The following is an 18,770-nucleotide window of genomic DNA, read 5'->3' as shown; positions in this document are numbered from 1 at the left end:
CTTGTGACTGCGTGTCAGCGCGTCTTGATCAGCGCTGCTGTTTGCGCGCCTCGATGAACTTCGCGATCAGCTCGCCGCTGCGTTTGACGGTGCGCTGCTGCGTGCCGTAATCGACATGCACGACGCCGAAGCGACGCTCGTAGCCAAACGCCCATTCGAAATTATCCAGCAGCGACCAGACGAAGTAGCCACGAATATCGACGCCCCGCTTCACGGCCTGATCGACGGCGGCCAGATGCCGCTTGAGGAACGCGATGCGCTGCGGGTCCTCGACACGGCCGTTCTCCACCGTGTCGTCCGAGGCCATGCCATTCTCGGTGATATAGATGGGCGGCAGGTTCGGATACGTGCCGTGAAATCCCGTCAGCAGATCGCGCAAGCCGTCCGGATAGACTTCCCAGCCCATCTGCGTACGCTCGACATCGGCCAGCGGCGCGTCGACGAAGCCGTGCGCGCCGTCGCTCTTCACATTGGTGCGGAAATAATAGTTGATGCCGAGAAAATCGAGCGGCGCCGCGATGGTTTGCAGGTCGCCTTCGAGCATGAGCGGCTCGGCGCCAGGCCACAGCTCCCATAGATCGGCCGGATACTCACCCTTCAGAAGCGGATCGAGAATCCACGCATTGTGCTGCACTTCGAACAGATGCGCGGCGCGCTGGTCCGCTTCGCTCGACGTTGCGGCCGTACCGCGCCCCACGTTCGCAACGATGCCTTTCATCGACGACGGATCGTTTGCGCGCAGCACCTGGGTCGCCTGGCCATGCGCGAGCAGCAGATGATGCATCGCCTGCGTTGCGTAGCGGACGTTCGCAAGACCGGGCGCATGATGGCCGTTGCCGTAGCCGAGGAACGCCGAACACCACGGCTCGTTCAGCGTCATCCACGCGTCGACGTGACCCGACAGTTCGCGGCTCATCAGGTCCGCGTAGTCGGCAAAACGATAGACGGTCTCGCGGTTGAGCCAGCCGCCGCGATCTTCGAGATGCTGGGGCAAATCCCAGTGATACAGCGTGACGAAGGTCTGCAAGCCCTTGTCCTTCAGCCTGCCGAGCAGCCGCTTGTAGAAATCGAGGCCCTTTGCGTTCGGGCGACCCGCTTCGTCCATCACGCGCGGCCACGCAACCGAAAGCCGGTACGCCTCGAAGTTGAGCCCCGACAGCAGGTCGAGATCGCTTTCCCAGCGGTGGTAGTGATCGCAGGCCACGGCGCCCGTGTCGCCCGCGAGCACCTTGCCCGGCGTCGCGGAGAACGTGTCCCAGATGGACGGCAGGCGACCGTCCTCGGTGACGGCGCCTTCGATCTGATACGAGGCCGTTGCCGCGCCGAGCAGAAAGTCCTTGCGCCAGAGCACGGAGTCGGCGGACGGCGTGAAGGGATCGCTTTGCTGACTGCTCGACTGAATGCTGTTCGACTGAATGCCGCCCGGTGCCACTGCATCGTATGCCACGGAACCTCCTCTCGCTGAATGGTTTGATGCGTGTCTGAAACGAATCGATCGACGAAACGAAAGCTGGAGTGGAAGCGCTTCCACATGACCTGCGCACGATATCAGCGGCCCTTTCGGCGCAGCAATCAGGGTTTGTCTGGATCGGACAGAGGCCATCCGAAATCGCCATGCAACACGCATTGCAATACGGATCACGACCGGGGCGCGTTTCATTTGTCGTAACAATTAATCGGTGCCGGTACACAACGCGCAACGGGGATCGCTCGGCCAATGTCTCGGTGTTTTCCGACACCTCAGGGTTCAACCGGAAAGAACGTCATGGCAGACCGTTAAACTGAACTGTCGATGCGGAAACTTTTGGCGCATCCTTTTAAGAATGAGAGCCCAATGCGAGCGACGACCATTCAGGCCAACGGTATCGTTCCTGCGCTGACGAGCATCCGCTTTCTTGCAGCGCTGACCGTCGTCCTGTCGCATTACCGCGAACTCGAACTGCTCAATACGCCCGTTTCGTTCTTCAATTTCGTCGATGGCGGGCGCTCGGCTGTTTCCCTCTTCTTCGTGCTCTCGGGCTTCATTCTCACGTACACGTATCGCGATGAACTCGCGACGCAAGGCCCGCATAATTTTTACGTCGCGCGCGTCGCACGCATCTATCCGAACATCCTGTTCGCGCTCGCCATTGCATCCGTCACGACCGCGTACCTCGTCATCTCGCACAACGATGTGCTGTTGCTCAAGTGGTTCGCGCTGAAGACGTCGATCAATCTTTCACTGGTGGTGAGCTTCATTTGCCAGGTGTTCCTGATCACCGCCTGGTTCCCGTTCGCCGCGATCAATCAGCCGTGGAATGGTCCGGCTTCGAGCGTGTCGTGCGAGGCGTTTTTCTACGCGCTCTTTCCGTTGATCCTCGCGCGCTTCGTGAAGATGCGCGCATCGACGCTCGCCGTCACGCTGCTCGGCGTCTGGATCGCGCAGGGCCTGATGATCCTGTTCATCATGGCCGCGTTCCCCGTCTCGCGCAGTCACTTCCTTGCGGGCACGCTGCCGCTGTGCCGGATCGCCGAGTTCATGCTGGGCATCGGCGCGGCGCTCGCATTCCAGACTTTGCGCACGCGCGGTGTGTCGATGCATGGCCGTGGCATCGCGCTGGTGTCGGGTTCCGTCGTCGTGCTGATCGTGCTCGCGCTGTGGCAACCCACGACGCCCGTGTTCTATCCGCAGAGCCCGTTCTTCGCAACCTTGATTCTCGGCCTCGCGCTGCTGGAACGGCCCGTGATCGGCCTGCTGAATCAGCGCTGGCTCGTGCGCTTCGGCGAAGCGAGTTATGCGCTGTTCCTGATTCACGTGCCGCTCGCGTATCTCGCGTGGCTTGTGGGTTTTCGCGCGAGCAACGGCTGGATTCCGCTCACGTTCACGCTGCTGTTCAGCGTCATCGTGTTCACGTATTTCGAAGAGCCGATGCGCCGGCGCATTCGCTCGCGTTTTCGCAGCAAGCCGCTCGTGCCCGCAAGCGTGGTTGCGGAAACCGTGCCTGTCGATCCAACCGTGACGGTTGGGCCCGGCATGAAGCCGAGCTGAGCTTCCACTTCCACCTCAACTTCCACTTCTCGCACAAAACACAAACGGCGCTTCACGCGCCGTTTGTGTTTGTACGTCTGCCTTGTTCATTTACGCCCAGTGCGCCGGAATCCACACGCGGCCGACCCAGTGTCCCGGAATCCAGACGGCGGGACGCGGCATCGGTGCGACATACACGACATGCGGGGGCGGCGGCGGAGCGACGACCACCACACGTGCGGGCGGCGGCACGACGACGGGCGCCGGCGCGACCACCACAGCGGCCGGCGGGGGCGGCGGAACCACGACGACGGGCGCGGGCACAGGCGCGGCGACGATCACAGCGGGAGGCGGCGGGACGATCACAGGCGGCGGCACCACGACAGCCGCGCCGACCGTCGTCGTGCCCGTCACCACAGCCGTGCCGCCCGTCGTGACAACGCCGCCATGCACGACCGTGCCGCTCGTCGTCACGGTGTTGCCGTGCGTGCCTGTCGCGCTGCCCGACGTGACGACTACGCCAGGCGCCACGCTCGTTGCGCTGCCCGAGTGTGTGACCGTGCCGCCGTTGCTGCCCGTCACGGTGCCCGAGCGCGAGCACGTCCAGCCGCCGCAGTTCGTCGATGCCGAGTGGTTGTAGCTGTTGCCGTTGCCGCCCGTCACGGTTCCCGACGACGAGTATTGGCCGGCGCCGTTGCGCGTCACGTCACCCGACGTCGATGCCGTCTTGCCGTCCGAGCCCGTCATCGTGCCCGTGTGCGAGCAGGTGCCGCTTGCGCAGCTGGTGTCGCCGGAATGCTGCACCGAGCGGCCGTTCGGTCCGTAGGCCGTGCCCGAGTTGGAGAACTGGCCCGGCGACGTACGCGTGACGCTGCCCGAGTTGCTCGCGACGCCGCCGTAGGGGCCGGCCACGCCGCCCGCGTGATTGCAGGTGCCGCCGCTGCAGTAGCCGCCGTGCGCGCCGTTGTATTCGCCGTGCGACGTGTACGCGGTGCCATGGCCGTACCAGCCGGCCCAAGCGGGCACGCTGACGAGCGACGCGCTTGCGCCGATCACCGTCGCTGCCGCTGCCAGCGCGATGCGGCGCGCAGCGGATGCCGACGAATGATTCAGCAGACCAGACAACGAAGAGAAGATGTGCGAGCGGGTTTTCACGGCAGTGTCCTTCACGGTTCGGGCCACTTCGCGTTTGCAGTGTGGCGACGGAATGAATCGTAGAAGAAACTGCCCTTCAGGTCAGTTCAAAAACTATGTCGGGAAATGTCACAACATGTGTCGCGGCAGGTCACGGCGACGTGCAAAAAATGCCTGTGCCGTGACCTGCGTGCGTGCGATGAAATGCTATGAAGAGCGGTCGCGGCCACGCGCGCGGGTTGCGCCCGTGACGACGCCGATGCCGAGCAGAATGACGGCGACGATCAAGACGTAATGCTGCGCGACGTGCATGGTGACGAGGGCCCACGACACGCCGCCAATGAAAATCAGCCAGCCGATCAGGTAAATGGCCAAGGTCATCGGGTTCTCCTTTCCGCTTTGACATGCAAGCTTTTTGCAAGAACCATGCCGCGTGGAAAGCCACCTGACCCAAGGCGTTCTGTTCAGCCCGTTTCTTCAGCCCTTATGCAATGACGTCGGTGCCGTCGTCTGCGGGCTCGACCTTTTCGGATTCGCGTTCGCGTCGGCGCTGCTTGCCGCGTCCGGTGCGCGCGCGTCGCATGTCGATCAGCTCGCCATACGACAGCCACGCACCCGAGCCGCCCGACTTCGCCGCGTACATTGCGGCGTCCGCGTTGAGCAGCAACGCTTCGGCGGAATCGCCGTCCGCCGGGAACTGGCTGATGCCGATGCTCGCGCCGACGGCCATCGGCTGATCGTCGATCATCAGCTCGTCGTCCAGCGTGCGCACGATGCGCGCAGCGATCGCGGGCGCCGCATCAGCGGAACGCTCGCCCTTGACCAGCACAATGAACTCGTCGCCGCCCAGGCGCGCGACGATGTCGCCCGTATGCAGCACATCTTGCAAACGGCGCGCGACGACGGCAAGCACGTCGTCGCCGACGGAATGGCCGTATTGATCGTTGATCTGCTTGAAGCGGTTCAGGTCGATGAACAGCACGGCAAGCCGCTCGCCGCTCACCCGCGCCCGGTCGATCGCTTCCTCCAGCTTCTGCATGAAGAGCATCCGGTTCGGCAGCCCCGTCAGTCCGTCGTGGCTCGCGAGATGCGTGAGCTCGTGCTGCTTGCTGCGCAGTTCGTCCATCTGCACGCGGATCTCGCGGCGCATGCGGTCGAAGCAGCGCGCGAGCACGCCGATTTCATCCGTGCGCCTGAGCGGCAATGCGTCCACCGTGTGCTCGGAGAAAAAGTGCGTGGCGGCTTCCGCGAGACTATGCAGCGGGCGCGTCAACGCGCGGGCGAACAGAATGGCGAGCAGGATCGCGAACGCGCTGAAAATCAGCACCATCCGCACGATGCTGTTGCCGAGCATGTTCGCGCCGACGAGCACCTCGTGCAGCGGCTTCCCGAGCCCGATCACGATGAAGCGGTTGCCCTGCGACTCACCGAACGGCCGGCGCACGAACGAGAATACGTGACCCGTCGCTTCGTTCGGTTGCGTGAGTCCGTTCATCAGCACCGGCTGGGTCGACTGCTCGAACAGCGGTTTCGTCGCCGCGAAGCTTTCCTGCATGAACACGCGCCTGCCCTTGTCGAAGCCGAACGTCAGCGAGGGGTCGGGATGCACGAGAAAATCGCCCCACTCGTTGGCGAGATAGACCTGATAGTCGGCGGGGAGATCGGCTTGTGAGAGCCGCAACAGGCTCGCGAGATCGACGTCGATCACGACCACGCCGACCACGTCGCCGCGCGCGTTGGCGACGGGCGTGCCGACCCGCAGCGTCGGCTTGCCCTCCGCCGCGTGCGCGCCGTGCTCGTGATTGACGGCAATGGGGGAAATGTAGACGCGCCCCGGCAGCAGCGCGAGCGTATCGAACACATACGCGAACTGCCCTTTCTCCTGCAGCGCGCTTTCCTGCACGCGCACCGTCCCGCCCGATTCACGGTCGATACGGATCAGTTCCAGCCCATAGTGGTTGCGCGCGATGAGCCTCACCTGCAGATACTCGGGATGCTGAGCGATAAAACTCGCGAACACCTGCGCGAGCCGGTCGCGCGTCGGGTTGTCAGCGGACCTGCCGTCGTCGTTGAGCGCGACGGTCGCGGCCGACGGCATCGTCGACAACACCAGGGCGTCCGCGGCGATGTCGTTGATCGCCATCGTGAAGCGCTGGCCGAGCAGTTCCGTCGACGTCAGCAGGCTGCGCTCCGCTTCGTGCACGAGCATCGTGCGGTTCGCGCGATACGCGTAATAACCCGTCGTGCCGGACGCGAGCACGCCGATCAGCGCGAGCAGCACTGAGAGCTTGAAGGTGAGCCCGGGGCGCATCATCAGAAACGCTCCGGGCGGTCGCCCGAGACGATGCGGCTCCACAGCGCCTCGCGTTTCTCGATGTTCTCGACGGGTTCGATCCAGAGGATGTGGCTCTTGTCCGTGTTTTCGGGCGACTCGGTGAGCGTGTTGGCGAGACCCTGGCGCTGCGTCAGCAGCCGGCTGACATCCGGCTCCAGCATGTAGTTGATCCACGCGAGCGCGAGCGGCCGGTTCGCCGCTGCGCTCGTCATCGACCAGCAGTCGAGCCATGCGAGCACGCCTTCGTCGGGAATCACATAGCCGACGTCGGCGCCCGCGCGGCGCAGCAGTTCGAGCTGCTGCGTGCCGTAGTTGCCGAACATCAGCGCGACCTTGTGCTGCACGAAGAACGCAGCGGCCTCTTCCGGCAGGTTGTAGTAAGTCAGCAGATTGCGCCGCAGGTCGATCAGCTTGCGCGTGATGGTCTGCATCTGTGCGCTGTTCAGCTGAAACGGATCCGGATAGCCGAGCGCGAGCGCCGTGAACGAGAAATTGTGCTGTGCGCTGTTGTAGTCGAGTACCTTGCCGCGATAGCGCGGATTCCACAGTTCGTTCATCGAATGCGGCGCGACGCTCACCTGTTTACGGTCGTAGATGAGGCCCATCGTCGAATAGGTGAACGGAATCGCGTAGACGGCGCCTTGCTTCGTCAGTCCGTCGATCGACGACAATGCGCGAAAGCGCGGCAACTGCCGTTTCGTGTTCGGCAGACTGCCGAGATCGAGCGGCGCGAGCAGATTGTCGTGCGCGTAGCGCTGGATTTCGGCCGTATTTGCTGCGAGCACGTCGAACTGCGGCGCCTTGCCCTGATGCATCTTGTCCCACAGCGCCTCATCGGAATCGATCAGCGTGACTTCGACTTTTGCGTGATAGCGGCTCTCGAAACCTTTCACGACGTCGGGGTCGGCATAGCCCGGCCATGCGAGCACGCGCAGCACGTTCTCGGCCGCTGACGCATGCGCGATCAGCATGCAGCAGCCGATAAAAAGGATGACTGCGTCAAGGAAACGATTGGGACGGACAGCCGCGCACGCGATGCGGGCAGGCATGCCCCGCTGCCAGACACATGCATTTGAGTAGCACCACCGCATTTCGTCTGTCCTTATTGCGATCCGACTTCAATGCACTTTAAAGCGCACACCTGGGCGGCATCGGCTCGATGGCGGTGATGCGGCCGCCACATACGAGGGAAACGGCGTTTGGTCGCGTGCGAGAGACGCGCGACGCTTTTCTTCGGGAGAAGGAACAGCAGTCTAGCGGAATCGCGGGCGCCAAAATATACCCTGTTGTGGTCTAACTGCAGATAACGGCCTGCATGGCCGCTTCTTTAACGATTGGGGTGCTCAAACTTTTCAAACAGCGTTTCAGAAAATTACCGCGGGTAAGGTGCGTGGGGCGTACGACAATTTATCGTGCGTTTCAAACTGGCGTTTGGTTTTGCCTTGTTTTGTAGTGGTTTTATGTACTTGCTGGGAAGCGTTTTATGCCCTTGCGCTGGCATCCGCTTTTGAGCCTGGCGGTTTGGTTTGGTTTGCTTGTGTTTGCGCTGGCATCCGCGCTACGGTGTTTGCTGTTCAAGCGTCGCCCCTGTGCGGGGCGGCACCTACTTTTCTTTGCCGCCGCAAAGAAAAGTAGGCAAAAGAAAGCGGCTAACACCGCCAACATTTCTTCTTGCCTGAGGGCCCCCGAAGGTTCTTACGCTTCACGCCGCAACCACGTGACCGACGTTCGTTGCCAGCGCTCTTGCGGTGCGCCTCACCCGCTTCACGCGCCCGCGTTGCGGCACGCTGTGCCAGATATTCCACGGCCGCCCAGGTGGCAAACTGTGTGTAGGCCGTAGCGCCACACACGCCTCACTCCGGACCGAAAGTACACGCGTTCCTACATGTAAGAACGCCACGCTATACGCCGCGACACCCTACACACAGTTTGCCACCTGGGCGGCAGAAACCATTCGCTGCCGCTGGCTCTTGTGCGGGTGTCTGAAGCGGGTGAGGCGTTTATTCGAAGCGTTGGCAACGCACGCAAACAAAGACGCTGCCGTGTGAAGCGTAAGACCGGTTGGGGGCCCTCAGGCAAACACAAGAGCTGGCGGTGTTAGCCGCTTTCTTTTGCCTACTTTTCTTTGCGGCGGCAAAGAAAAGTAGGTGCCGCCCCGCACAGGGGCGACGCGTGAAGCACGAAGGCATAACGCGGATGCCAGCGCAGAGGCATAAAAGCCAAGCGCCTCGCGAATGCCAGCGCAAAGGCAGAAAACCCCAAAAACGCCAAACCTTCCGCACGAACCCCTGCGTGCAAAATCTACTGCACGGACGCCACCACGCGTCCCCCCTTCTGCACACTCCCCGCCGGATGCAATTCAAAACAAAACGCGGTCCCTGCGCCATCCCGCTCAACAAGCCGAATCTGGCTATCATGCAACTGCAACATCCGCTGTACGATCAGCAGCCCCAGCCCACCGCGATGCGCGCCGCCCGACGTAAACGCACGCTGGAACAGACCCGCGCGCACTTCTTCCGACATGCCCGGCCCCGTATCGCTCACCGTCACCGACACCTTACCGTCCCGCACCGCAAGATCAACATCGACAGCGCCCGCGTCGGGCGTATGACGGATCGCGTTATCGAGCAGATTGGTCAGCACGCGCTCGATCATCCCAAGGTCCGCCGTCACGTTAGGCAAACGCGGCGGAATGCCCGCACGCAGCTGGATATGCCGCGCTTCGGCAGACAGCTCGAACTTCTGAAACACATCCTGCAACAGATCGACCAGTGAGAAATCCTCAAGCGCAAGCTGCACGTTGCCGTGCTCCAGCCGCGCGAGCTCGAACAGCGACTGCGCAAGCCTGCCGACCTTCACGCTCTGCCCAAGCGCGATAGCCAGATAGCGCTTGCGCTCGGCATCGCTCAGCGTGTCCGATTTCATCGACAGCGTTTCCAGGTAGCCGTGCAGCGAAGTCAGCGGCGTACGCAGGTCGTGTGAAATGTTCGCCACCAGTTCGCGCCGCTCCTGGTCCTGCCGCGTCAACGCGCGCCATTGCTGGCCGATGCGCTCGGCCATCTGCGCGAACGTCGATTCGAGCGTTGCGATTTCGTCGCGTGAATTCGAAGGCGACGGGCGCGCCGCGTTGGCAATCGAAGGTTGTGTATCCGGCTCGCCATTCGCATCGAACTTGCGCATCGCGTCGGTGAGACGGCGCAGCGGCCGTGTGATCAGCCCGAACGCCATCAAACCCGCCACCAGACCGAGCAGCGCGACGACCGCCATCGACCACAACGTCGTGCGCAACACGGAGCTTGCCGCGACGCGCGCCGCGAGCGCATCGTGCGCTTCACCTTGCAGCACGACGTACAGGTATTCGGGCGGCCGGTTGCTCGCGTGCGGCAGCAACGCCGCGCTGAACACCTTGCGGCCGTCGACGCTGCGCGGGTCGTCACCGAGTATCGGCAGCGGATCGCCGGCGATGAACTCGCGCACCGGCCGCACGTCGACCTGCATCCGCTTCAGATGTCCGGCGGGCGCATCGTCGCCTTCGATATGGCCGTTCTGATCGAGCAGATACACCTCGACGCTCGGATTGACCACCATCAACTGCCCGAAAATCTCACGCAACGCGTCCTTGCGCGAGCCGTCGTTGCTGTCGTCCGACAGCGCCGGACTGCGCGCGATGTGCGAGGCGAGATCGCGCGACAGGCTCTGGATCACTTCCTTTTCGTGCAGATCGCTCGAACGTATCTGCAGCCATGCCGACGCGCCGCAGCACGCGAGCAGCAGTATGGAAAACACCAGCGACAACCGCTGTGTCAACGACAGATTCACGACGCGTCTCCTTCGTGCGCCGCGGGATCGGCGACGAACTTGTAGCCGCGTCCCCACACCGTCAGGATGCGCGTGGGCTGCGCGGGGTCGGCCTCGATCTTCGCGCGCAGCCGGTTGATGTGCGTATTGACGGTGTGCTCGTAGCCTTCGTGCTGATAGCCCCACACGGCGTTCAGCAGATCCATGCGCGAGAACACTTTGCCCGGGCGGCTCGCGAAGAAGTACAGCAGATCGAATTCACGCGGCGTCAGTTCGATCCGCTTGCCGTTGACGCTCGCCTCGCGCGTAAGCGGATCGATGAACAGCCCGGCGAGGTTCAGGCTGCCCGCTTCCATCCGCGCGTCTTTCGCCATCGCATCGACGCGTCGCAACAGCGCCTTCACGCGCGCGACCAGTTCGAGCACGGAAAAAGGCTTGGCGAGATAGTCGTCCGCGCCGAGCTCCAGACCAAGAATGCGGTGCACTTCGCTCGAACGCGCGCTGGTGATGATGATGGGCGTATAGCGCGCCATCGCGCGGGCACGCCGGCAGATCTCCAGGCCATCGACGCCCGGCAACATCAGATCGAGGATCAGCGCATCCCAGTTGCCCTGCTCCAGCAGCCGCAGCCCTTCGTTGCCATCGGCGCTATGGACGACCTCGTAGCGTTCGTCCCGCAGGTGCAGGCTCAGCACATTCGCTATGTCGACATCGTCTTCGACGATCAGTACGCGCTTCGGATGGTCCATCGGCTGGCTTGAATCAACGTGGGATTGAATGCAGGGATTAAACGCTGTCATACAACGTTTACAGCACTGACATTGTGCAGAATTTTCGGCCGCCGGGTTATCACAATTAATTTAAGTTTTCGTGAGGACCCGGATATCACACCGGACTTACGCTACGCCATATTCAATCGAGTCGCACCAAGGAGCACACGATGAAAAGCCGCAGGCGGTTCCTGTTATCGGGCGGCAGCGCGCTCGCTGCGCTGGCCGCGCTCACGCACTGGCGGGCGTTTGCGGCGGGAACGCCGGGCGCAGCGGACGCGAAGGACGCAGCGGGCGGCGCACCCGCGCGCTTCGAAGTCACGCGTTCCGATGCGCAATGGCGCGCGCAGCTCACGCCTGCGCAATACCACGTGCTGCGCGAGGAAGGCACCGAGCGCCCGTTCAGCAGCCCGCTGAACGACGAGCATCGCAGCGGCGTGTTCGCCTGCGCGGGTTGCAGCCGCGAACTGTTTTCGTCGAGCACGAAGTTCGACAGCCATACGGGCTGGCCGAGCTTCTGGGCGCCGCTCGATCATGCTGTCGCGACGCGCGAGGACGGCTCATGGGGCATGGTGCGCACGGAAGTGCATTGCGGTCGTTGCGGCGGCCATCTGGGACACGTGTTCGACGACGGCCCGAAGCCGACGGGCTTGCGTTACTGCATGAACGGGCTCGCGATGACCTTCACGCCGCGCGCCGCCTGACATCTTTTCATAGCCCCATTTCGCACGATCAACCATCCCAACGATCATGTTACTCATTGTCCTCGCTTACCTCGGCGGCGCGCTCACGATCCTGAGTCCGTGCATTCTGCCCGTGCTGCCCTTCGTCTTCGCGCGCGCCGACCAGCCGTTCGCGCGCTCCGGCTTGCCTCTGCTCGGCGGCATGGCGCTCACGTTCGCGCTCGTCGCGACGCTCGCGGCTGTCGGCGGCGGCTGGGTCACGCAGGCCAACCAGTACGGCCGCTGGATCGCGATCGTGCTGCTCGGCGTGTTCGGCCTCACGCTGCTGCTGCCACGTCTCGCCGACCGCTTGATGCACCCGCTCGTCAGCGCGGGCAACCGGCTGTCCGAGCTTGCGCAGGCGGACGGCCAGCAGTCGCGTATTGGTTCGTCGTTTCTGCTTGGCATCGCAACGGGTCTGCTGTGGGCGCCGTGCGCGGGCCCGATCCTCGGCCTCGTACTGACGGGCGCCGCGTTGCGCGGCGCGAGCATCGGTACGACCTTTCTGTTGCTCGCGTATGCAGCGGGCGCGGCGACCTCGCTGGCCATTGCGCTGTTGATCGGCGGACGCGTCTTCACGGCGATGAAGCGCTCGCTCGGCGCGGGCGAATGGGTGCGGCGCGGAATCGGCGTGGCGATGCTATGCGGCGTCGCAGCGATCGCGCTCGGCCTCGATACGGGCGTGCTGACGAAGGTATCGACGGTGGCGACGAGCGGCATCGAGCAGCACCTCGTGGACAGCCTGTCGCCGCGCAAACCGGCCGGCGACGCGATGATGTCGGCGAATGCGTCGAACGATGGCTCCGCCATGATGAAGACCGCCGACGTGCAGCCCGCCTCCGCCAACGTCACACCGCCCGCGGGCACGATGATGCGCGCATCGGCTGCGGCCGCGCCGCTGCCCGTCGAAGGCACGCTGCCGTCGCTGACGGGCGCGGTGCAATGGCTGAACTCGCCGCCGCTCACGAATGCGCAGTTGAAGGGCAAGGTCGTGCTGGTCGATTTCTGGACCTATTCGTGCATCAACTGCCTGCGCACGTTGCCGTACGTGAAGGCGTGGTCGCAGAAGTACCGCGACATGGGGCTCGTCGTGATCGGCGTACATGCGCCGGAGTTCGCATTCGAGCGCAATATCGATAACGTGAAGAAGGCCACGCACGATCTCGGCGTCGATTACCCGGTCGCAATCGACAACAACTATGCGATCTGGCGCGCGTTCGGCAACCAGTATTGGCCGGCCCACTATTTCGTCGATGCGCAGGGGCGTGTGCGTCATCATCACTTCGGCGAAGGCGAGTATGAACAGTCGGAGAAGGTGATCCAGCAACTGCTCGTGGAAGCGGGTCATCCGGAAGCGGCTCAGGTGGCGACGGGTCTCACGCAGCGCGCGAAAGGCGTCGAGGCGGCCGCCGACGGCAACGACATGATGTCGCCGGAAACGTACATCGGCTATGCGCGTGCCGAGAATTTCGCATCGCCGGGCGGCGAAGCCGAGAACCGCGCGCACACCTATGCCGCCCCGTCGAGCCCCGAGGTCAACGACTGGGGACTCGCGGGTACGTGGAAAGTGGGCGCCGAGCACGCGACGCTCGCCGCGCCGAACGGACGCATCGTCTATCGCTTCCATGCGCGTGACCTGCATCTGGTGCTCGGGCCGGGCGCAGCCGGCAAGCCGGTGCATTTTCGCGTGACGATCGACGGCGCCACGCCCGGCGATGCGCGCGGCACCGACGTGGGCGCCGACGGCACGGGCGTCGTGACGGAACAGCGTCTCTATCAGCTCGTGCGTCAGACGGGCGACGTGGCCGACCACACCTTCAAGATCGAGTTTCTCGATCCGGGTGTCGAGGCGTACGCGTTCACCTTCGGCTAACCGGATTCCGACTGACTGCACATCACCCTGTTATTCGAGGACTATCACCGTGAACAAGAAACTCATCACAAGCGCATTGGGCTGGACCCGCACGTCGGCGGGCAGGATCGTGGCGTGCGTCGTCATTGGCGCGGGCGCCATTGCGTGGCAGCACGTTGCGTCGGCGGAACAGGCGGTCCGGATTCCGCCGCCCGCGCAGGACGAAAAAGCGGGCAGCGTACACACGGAAACGGCCGTCTTCGCGGGCGGCTGCTTTTGGGGCGTTCAGGGCGTGTACGAACACGTCAAGGGCGTCCAGCAGGTCGCGTCGGGCTACGCGGGCGGCGCGGCGAACACCGCGCAGTACGAGACCGTGAGCGGCGGCGACACGGGGCATGCGGAGTCGGTGCGGATCACGTATGACCCGACGCAGATCACGTATGGCCGGTTGCTGCAGATTTTCTTCTCGGTCGCGCACAATCCGACCCAATTGAACTACCAGGGACCGGATCACGGCACGCAGTATCGTTCGGTGGTGTTTCCGCAAAATGCCGAGCAGCGTGGCATCGCGCAGGCTTATATCGCGCAGTTGAACGGCGCGAAGGTGTTTTCCGCGCCGATCGTCACGAAGATCGAGGACTTCAAGGGCTTCTATCCTGCCGAGCAGTATCACCAGAACTATCTGGTGCTGCATCCGGACTCGCCGTACATCGCGATCAACGATCTGCCGAAAATCGATTATCTGAAGAAGATGTTCCCGGATGTCTATCGCAACGATCCTGTGTTGCTGAAGGCGTCGGCTTCATGATGGTGGCGCGCTGCGCGGCCTGATGTGGCCTGCAATATGGCCGCGCGGTGCGTTGCGGTTGCGTCGTGTTTTACCCGCCCACGGCCTCGACGATCCGTTTGCACATCGCCTTGTCGGGGTATGGGCCCACGCCCGCTTGCACGTTATCGGCCATGTACTCGGGGCGTCCCGTGCCGGGAATCACGACGGTGACGGCGGGTTGCGCGAGTACGAATTTCAGCAGCAGTTGCGCCCACGTCGTGCAGCCGATATCGGCGGCCCACACGGGCAGCGGTGTTTTGCCGACGCGCGACAGTAACCCGCCGCCGCCGAACGGCTGATTGATCACGACACCGATGCCGAGATCGCGTGCCAGCGGCAGAATGCGCTGCTCGGCGTCGCGATCGTCGGCGGCGTAGTTGATCTGCACGAAGTCGGGCTTTTCGCTGCGCATCACGCTCGCCACTTCATCGAACGCGCCTGACGTGTAATGCGTAATGCCGATATAACGAATACGCCCGCGCGCTTTCCAGTCGCGCAGCGTGGCGAGCTGCGTGCGCCAGTCGACGAGGTTATGGACCTGCATCAGGTCAATCTTCGGTTGTTGCAGGCGGCGCATCGACTCTTCCATCTGCGCGATGCCTGCGGCTTTGCCTTGCGTCCACACTTTGGTCGCGACGAACGCCTTGTTGTGCGCGTCGAGCCGCGTGAGCAGTGTGCCCGCGACGGCTTCGGACGAGCCGTACATCGGGGATGAGTCGATCGCCGAGCCGCCCGCTGCGAACAGAACTTTCAGCACTTCGGCGAGCCGCGCCTGGCCGTTCGGATCGTCGCCGACGTCGAAGGTGCGCCACGTGCCGCAGCCGACGACGGGCAACGGCTCGCCCGTTGATGGAATCGCGCGCCGTTCCATGCCAGGCGTTGATTTTTGCTGGGAGGCGCCGAGGGATGGGACGGACATCGCGAGCGGCAGCATTAGCGCGCGTTGCAGGAAGTCGCGGCGCGCGGATGGTCGACGAGAACGCATTGACGTTGCGTCAGCCCGGTCGGCGCGCGATGAAGTCGATCTCGACTAGCGCGTCGCGCGCGAGGCCTGTTACGCCGACGCAGGTGCGCGCAGGCAGCCGTCCCGGCGGGAAATGCGCGGCGTAGACGGCGTTCATCGCGGCGTAGTCGCGTTTGAATTCAGTGAGGAAGATACGCGCCGACACGACGTGTTCGAGGCCCAGACCGATGCCCTTGAGCACCAGCACGAGGTTGTCCATGACGCGTTTGGTTTGCGCGGCGACGCCCTCGGGTAAGGGGGCTGTGTCGTCTTCCGGGGATGTGGGCATCTGGCCGGTGACGAAGACCCAGCCGCCTGATTCCGTCGCATGGGAAAATGGGCCGACCGGCGTCGGCGCGCCTTCGATCATCCAGAACTGAGTGGGTTCGGTCATCGCTTTGGGTTCCTGGTTTGTTTTGGTGGTTGCGGCGCTGGTTGAATGGCAAGGTCATACCTTAGCGCGGATTTTTTTGTTATGCAGGTGGGTTTTGGTTTTTGTTGTTGTCTGCGACGCTTGGGGTGGTCTGCTTTGGTTTTGCGGTGGCATCCGCGTTATGCCTTCGTGCTTCTGGCGTTGCCGTTCGGTGTTTTGGTGTTTGCGCTGGCATCCGCGCTTTGCCTTCGTGCTTCTGGCGTTGCCGTTGGTTGTATCGGCCTTTGCGCTGGCATCCGCGCTTTGCCTTCGTGCTTCAGGCGTCGCCCCTGTGCGGGGCGGCACCTACTTTTCTTTGCCGCCGCAAAGAAAAGTAGGCAAAAGAAAGCGGCTAACACCGCCAATCCTTCTTCCTGCCTGAGGGCCCCCAAATGGTCCTGCACTTCACACGGCAACGTATCTGTCCGCCCGCATTGCCAACGCTTTGAATGAGCGCCTCACCCGCTTCAAATACCCGTGCACGGGCGAGCGGCAGCGAATGGTTTGTGCCGCCCAGGTGGCAAACGGTGTGTAGGTTGTCGCGTCGAACAGGGTAGCGCTCTTACAGGGTGGAACGCATGCGCTATCGGTCCGGAGTGAGGCGTGTGAAGCACTACGGCCTACACACAGTTTGCCACCTGGGCGGCCGTGGAATATCTGGCACGGCATGGTGAAGCGCGGGTGCGTGAAGCGGGTGAGGCGCACCGCAAGAGCGTTGGCAACGAACATGGGTCACGTGATTGCCGCGTGAAGCATAAGACCGTTTAGGGGCCCTCAGGCAAAAACTAGGACTAGCGGTGTTAGCCGCTTTCTTTTGCCTACTTTTCTTTGCGGCGGCAAAGAAAAGTAGGTGCCGCCCCGCACAGGGGCGACGCTTGAAGCACGAAGGCAAAGCGCGGATGCCAGCACAAAGGCTGATACAACGAACCGCAACGCCAGAAGCACGAAGGCATAACGCGGATGCCCGCGAAAGAACAAACCAAACCGCCCGCACCACGAGGGCAAACGGCGAATGCCAGCGCAAAACCAAAGCAACCCACCCCAGCGTCGCAGACAAAAAAAATTCACTCCACGCTAGCAGCCCGACAAAAAAACCGCCGCGCCGCCTTAGGCGCATCAACCTCAACAACATCCCGCCACCACCGCTCCCCGCGATGCGGCGCACCCAGATCAACCCTCTCGCCCATCCGGGGAGTCGAAAGCGCAATACCCCGCGCAGCGGCAAGTCCCACGACACGCTCAAACGGCTCCTGCCACCGATGCATCGCCAGATCGAATGTCCCGTTATGAATCGGCACCAGCCAGCGACCACGCAGATCGACATGCGCCTGCACCGTATGGTCGGGTTGCATATGCACGTAAGGCCACTGCGCGTCATACGCGCCCGTCTCCATCAAGGTCACGTCAAACGGCCCGAGCCGCTCGCCAATCGCCTTGAAGCCATCGAAGTAACCGGTATCACCGCTAAAGAACACCCGCAGATCACCATCGACGATCACCCACGACGCCCACAACGTGCTATTCCCATCGAACAGACTACGCCCCGAGAAATGCTGCGCAGGCGTCGCCGTCAACTGGACACCGTCGATCTCCACACCCTGCCACCAGTCGAACTGCCGCACCTTCGACGCATCGATGCCCCACTCGATCAGCCGGTCGCCAACCCCAAGCGGCGTCAAAAACACGCCCGTCGTTTCAGCCAACGCAAGCACCGTCTCGCGATCCAGATGATCGTAGTGATCGTGCGACAGAATCACGCCGCGCAACGGCGGCAACGCATCACGCGCAATCGGCGGCGCATGGAAACGCTTCGGCCCCATCCGTTTGAACGGCGACGCGCGTTCCGCAAACACCGGATCGGTCAGCCAGAACTGGCCGCGCAGCTTGAGCAGCATCGTCGAATGACCGAGGCGGAAAAGGCTCCGGTCCGGCGCGGCGTCGAGGTCTGCGCGCGTGAGCGCATCGACGGGTAGCGCGCCGGACGGCTCGGTGCCGCGAGGCTTGTTGAGCAGCACGTTCCACACAATTCGCAGCGTCTTGCCCAACCCTTCGACGGGACGCGGCTTCACGTTGCGAAAGTGCTCGCCATCATGCTGCGGCGACGTGCTCGACAACACGCGGCTGCGCTGCGCCGCCGTGAATCCCAAAACCTGACTGATGGAGCCGATGATCGATTTCATGCGAAGCGTCACTCGAGACAGAAGGTAGACTGCACAGTGTAGTTTATTATCTCAAAAAGTAAACCCACCGGTGTAAAATTAAAAGATGGACGACAGCACCACCCTTCCCCGTCTGACCGATCGCAAGCGCGCGGCCGTCATCGAAGCGGCCATCGACGAATTTCGCGCGGCCGGTTTCGACGCGACCAGCATGGACCGGATTGCCGCGCGCGCGAGCGTGTCGAAGCGCACCGTGTACAACCACTTTCCCAGCAAGGAGGCGCTGTTTGCGGCGATCCTCCAGCAGCTATGGGACGCCAGCAAGGCGGGCGATGCGCCCGGCTATCGCGCGGACCAGCCGTTGCGCCCTCAGCTGATCGAATTGCTCGCGCAGAAGCTGCGGCTGTTGAACGACGAGGCGTTCATGTCGCTCGCGCGCGTCGCGATCGCGGCGGGCATTCATTCGCCGGAGCGCGCGCGGGACATGGTGGCGCGCATCGGTGAGCGCGAGGAAGGACTGACTGTGTGGATACGCGCGGCCGCCGCCGATGGCAGGCTCGATACCCCGGACCCGGCGTTCGCCGCGCAGCAGTTGCATGGTCTCGTGAAAGGCTTTGCGTTCTGGCCGCAGGTGACGATGGGCCAGCCGTCGCTGACAGCGGACGAACAAAAGACCATCGCCGAGTCATCGGCGGATATGTTTCTGGCGCGCTACGTGACGGGTTCTAACGGCACGGCCTGATCTCGTC

General features: G+C 63.1%; 16 protein-coding genes. 6 read left to right on the top strand and 10 right to left on the bottom strand.

Features of this window, described 5'->3' with window-relative positions; translation table 11 throughout:
- Positions 1-28: 28 nt before the first annotated feature.
- A complete protein-coding gene (locus C2L64_RS25605; RefSeq protein ID WP_009771645.1) occupies positions 29-1,447 on the bottom strand; it encodes a GH1 family beta-glucosidase in 1,419 nt (472 codons plus the stop codon).
- A 387-nt stretch (positions 1,448-1,834) separates the two neighbouring features.
- Between C2L64_RS25605 and C2L64_RS25600 the strand changes: the two genes are divergently transcribed.
- A complete protein-coding gene (locus tag C2L64_RS25600; RefSeq protein WP_007744504.1) occupies positions 1,835-3,028 on the top strand; it encodes an acyltransferase family protein in 1,194 nt (397 codons plus the stop codon).
- Positions 3,029-3,118: 90 nt separating this feature from the next.
- Here C2L64_RS25600 and C2L64_RS25595 read toward each other — a convergent pair whose 3' ends face one another.
- The 6 genes from C2L64_RS25595 to C2L64_RS25575 all read right to left on the bottom strand — a co-directional run bounded on the left by C2L64_RS25595 (position 3,119) and on the right by C2L64_RS25575 (position 11,023).
- Positions 3,119-4,162, bottom strand: coding sequence for a hypothetical protein (locus C2L64_RS25595; RefSeq protein WP_009771644.1), 1,044 nt, complete (start codon positions 4,160-4,162; stop codon positions 3,119-3,121).
- Positions 4,163-4,348: 186 nt separating this feature from the next.
- Complete coding sequence (locus tag C2L64_RS54200; RefSeq protein ID WP_007744500.1) at positions 4,349-4,522, bottom strand: hypothetical protein; 174 nt, start codon at positions 4,520-4,522, stop codon at positions 4,349-4,351.
- 103 nt (positions 4,523-4,625) lie between these two features.
- Positions 4,626-6,455: a GGDEF domain-containing protein gene (locus tag C2L64_RS25590; RefSeq protein WP_009771643.1), complete on the bottom strand. Its 1,830-nt coding sequence runs from the start codon at positions 6,453-6,455 to the stop codon at positions 4,626-4,628.
- Positions 6,455-7,567, bottom strand: coding sequence for an extracellular solute-binding protein (locus tag C2L64_RS25585; RefSeq protein WP_039903140.1), 1,113 nt, complete (start codon positions 7,565-7,567; stop codon positions 6,455-6,457). Before C2L64_RS25585 ends, C2L64_RS25590 begins: the two co-directional genes overlap by 1 nt.
- 1,210 nt (positions 7,568-8,777) lie before the next feature.
- Entirely contained in the window at positions 8,778-10,295 is a 1,518-nt protein-coding gene (locus tag C2L64_RS25580; RefSeq protein WP_009771641.1) for a sensor histidine kinase, read from the bottom strand.
- Positions 10,292-11,023, bottom strand: a complete 732-nt coding sequence (locus tag C2L64_RS25575; RefSeq protein ID WP_009771640.1) for a response regulator transcription factor — start codon at positions 11,021-11,023, stop codon at positions 10,292-10,294. Before C2L64_RS25575 ends, C2L64_RS25580 begins: the two co-directional genes overlap by 4 nt.
- 191 nt (positions 11,024-11,214) lie before the next feature.
- Between C2L64_RS25575 and msrB the strand changes: the two genes are divergently transcribed.
- From msrB to msrA, 3 genes are read left to right on the top strand one after another with little or no spacing between them, the layout of a single operon-like run.
- Entirely contained in the window at positions 11,215-11,748 is a 534-nt protein-coding gene (gene msrB, locus C2L64_RS25570; protein ID WP_009771639.1) for a peptide-methionine (R)-S-oxide reductase MsrB, read from the top strand.
- 46 nt (positions 11,749-11,794) lie between these two features.
- Positions 11,795-13,639: a cytochrome c biogenesis protein DipZ gene (locus C2L64_RS25565; protein ID WP_103153725.1), complete on the top strand. Its 1,845-nt coding sequence runs from the start codon at positions 11,795-11,797 to the stop codon at positions 13,637-13,639.
- Between the two features lie 49 nt (positions 13,640-13,688).
- Positions 13,689-14,426 (top strand): peptide-methionine (S)-S-oxide reductase MsrA, encoded by a 738-nt coding sequence (gene msrA / locus C2L64_RS25560; RefSeq protein WP_009771637.1) that lies wholly within the window; start codon positions 13,689-13,691, stop codon positions 14,424-14,426.
- 70 nt (positions 14,427-14,496) lie between these two features.
- On the opposite strand, the gene C2L64_RS25555 is transcribed toward msrA, so the two are convergent.
- A complete protein-coding gene (locus C2L64_RS25555; RefSeq protein WP_407671838.1) occupies positions 14,497-15,366 on the bottom strand; it encodes an aldo/keto reductase in 870 nt (289 codons plus the stop codon).
- A 76-nt stretch (positions 15,367-15,442) separates the two neighbouring features.
- On the bottom strand, positions 15,443-15,844 hold the full coding sequence (locus C2L64_RS25550; RefSeq protein WP_009771635.1) for a RidA family protein: 402 nt from the start codon (positions 15,842-15,844) through the stop codon (positions 15,443-15,445).
- On the opposite strand from C2L64_RS25550, the gene C2L64_RS53385 reads away from it, so the two are divergent.
- The gene (locus tag C2L64_RS53385; protein WP_131542726.1) at positions 15,831-16,244 is read left to right on the top strand and encodes a hypothetical protein; all 414 of its coding nucleotides are present in this window, start codon (positions 15,831-15,833) and stop codon (positions 16,242-16,244) included. The two genes, C2L64_RS25550 and C2L64_RS53385, sit on opposite strands and share 14 nt — an antisense overlap.
- A 682-nt stretch (positions 16,245-16,926) precedes the next feature.
- Here C2L64_RS53385 and C2L64_RS25545 read toward each other — a convergent pair.
- On the bottom strand, positions 16,927-18,042 hold the full coding sequence (locus C2L64_RS25545; protein WP_007577373.1) for an MBL fold metallo-hydrolase: 1,116 nt from the start codon (positions 18,040-18,042) through the stop codon (positions 16,927-16,929).
- 85 nt (positions 18,043-18,127) lie between these two features.
- Here C2L64_RS25545 and C2L64_RS25540 point away from each other — a divergent pair, with 85 nt between their 5' ends.
- On the top strand, positions 18,128-18,763 hold the full coding sequence (locus C2L64_RS25540) for a TetR/AcrR family transcriptional regulator (RefSeq protein WP_007577369.1): 636 nt from the start codon (positions 18,128-18,130) through the stop codon (positions 18,761-18,763).
- Positions 18,764-18,770 lie beyond the last annotated feature (7 nt).

Source organism: Paraburkholderia hospita, from assembly GCF_002902965.1.
GTDB classification, from domain to species: Bacteria; Pseudomonadota; Gammaproteobacteria; order Burkholderiales; family Burkholderiaceae; genus Paraburkholderia; species Paraburkholderia hospita.
The sequence above is the reverse complement of the archived record's forward strand: the minus strand, read 5'-3'. Positions and strand labels throughout refer to the sequence as shown.

Coding starts and splice junctions, on each gene's coding strand:
- C2L64_RS25600 (WP_007744504.1), top strand. CDS start 1,835: ATGCGAGCGACGACCATTCAGGCCAACGGTATCGTTCCTGCGCTGACG.
- C2L64_RS54200 (WP_007744500.1), bottom strand. CDS start 4,522: ATGACCTTGGCCATTTACCTGATCGGCTGGCTGATTTTCATTGGCGGC.
- C2L64_RS25590 (WP_009771643.1), bottom strand. CDS start 6,455: ATGATGCGCCCCGGGCTCACCTTCAAGCTCTCAGTGCTGCTCGCGCTG.
- C2L64_RS25585 (WP_039903140.1), bottom strand. CDS start 7,567: ATGCGGTGGTGCTACTCAAATGCATGTGTCTGGCAGCGGGGCATGCCT.
- C2L64_RS25575 (WP_009771640.1), bottom strand. CDS start 11,023: ATGGACCATCCGAAGCGCGTACTGATCGTCGAAGACGATGTCGACATA.
- msrB (WP_009771639.1), top strand. CDS start 11,215: ATGAAAAGCCGCAGGCGGTTCCTGTTATCGGGCGGCAGCGCGCTCGCT.
- C2L64_RS25565 (WP_103153725.1), top strand. CDS start 11,795: ATGTTACTCATTGTCCTCGCTTACCTCGGCGGCGCGCTCACGATCCTG.
- C2L64_RS25555 (WP_407671838.1), bottom strand. CDS start 15,366: ATGTCCGTCCCATCCCTCGGCGCCTCCCAGCAAAAATCAACGCCTGGC.
- C2L64_RS25550 (WP_009771635.1), bottom strand. CDS start 15,844: ATGACCGAACCCACTCAGTTCTGGATGATCGAAGGCGCGCCGACGCCG.
- C2L64_RS25545 (WP_007577373.1), bottom strand. CDS start 18,042: ATGAAATCGATCATCGGCTCCATCAGTCAGGTTTTGGGATTCACGGCG.
- C2L64_RS25540 (WP_007577369.1), top strand. CDS start 18,128: ATGGACGACAGCACCACCCTTCCCCGTCTGACCGATCGCAAGCGCGCG.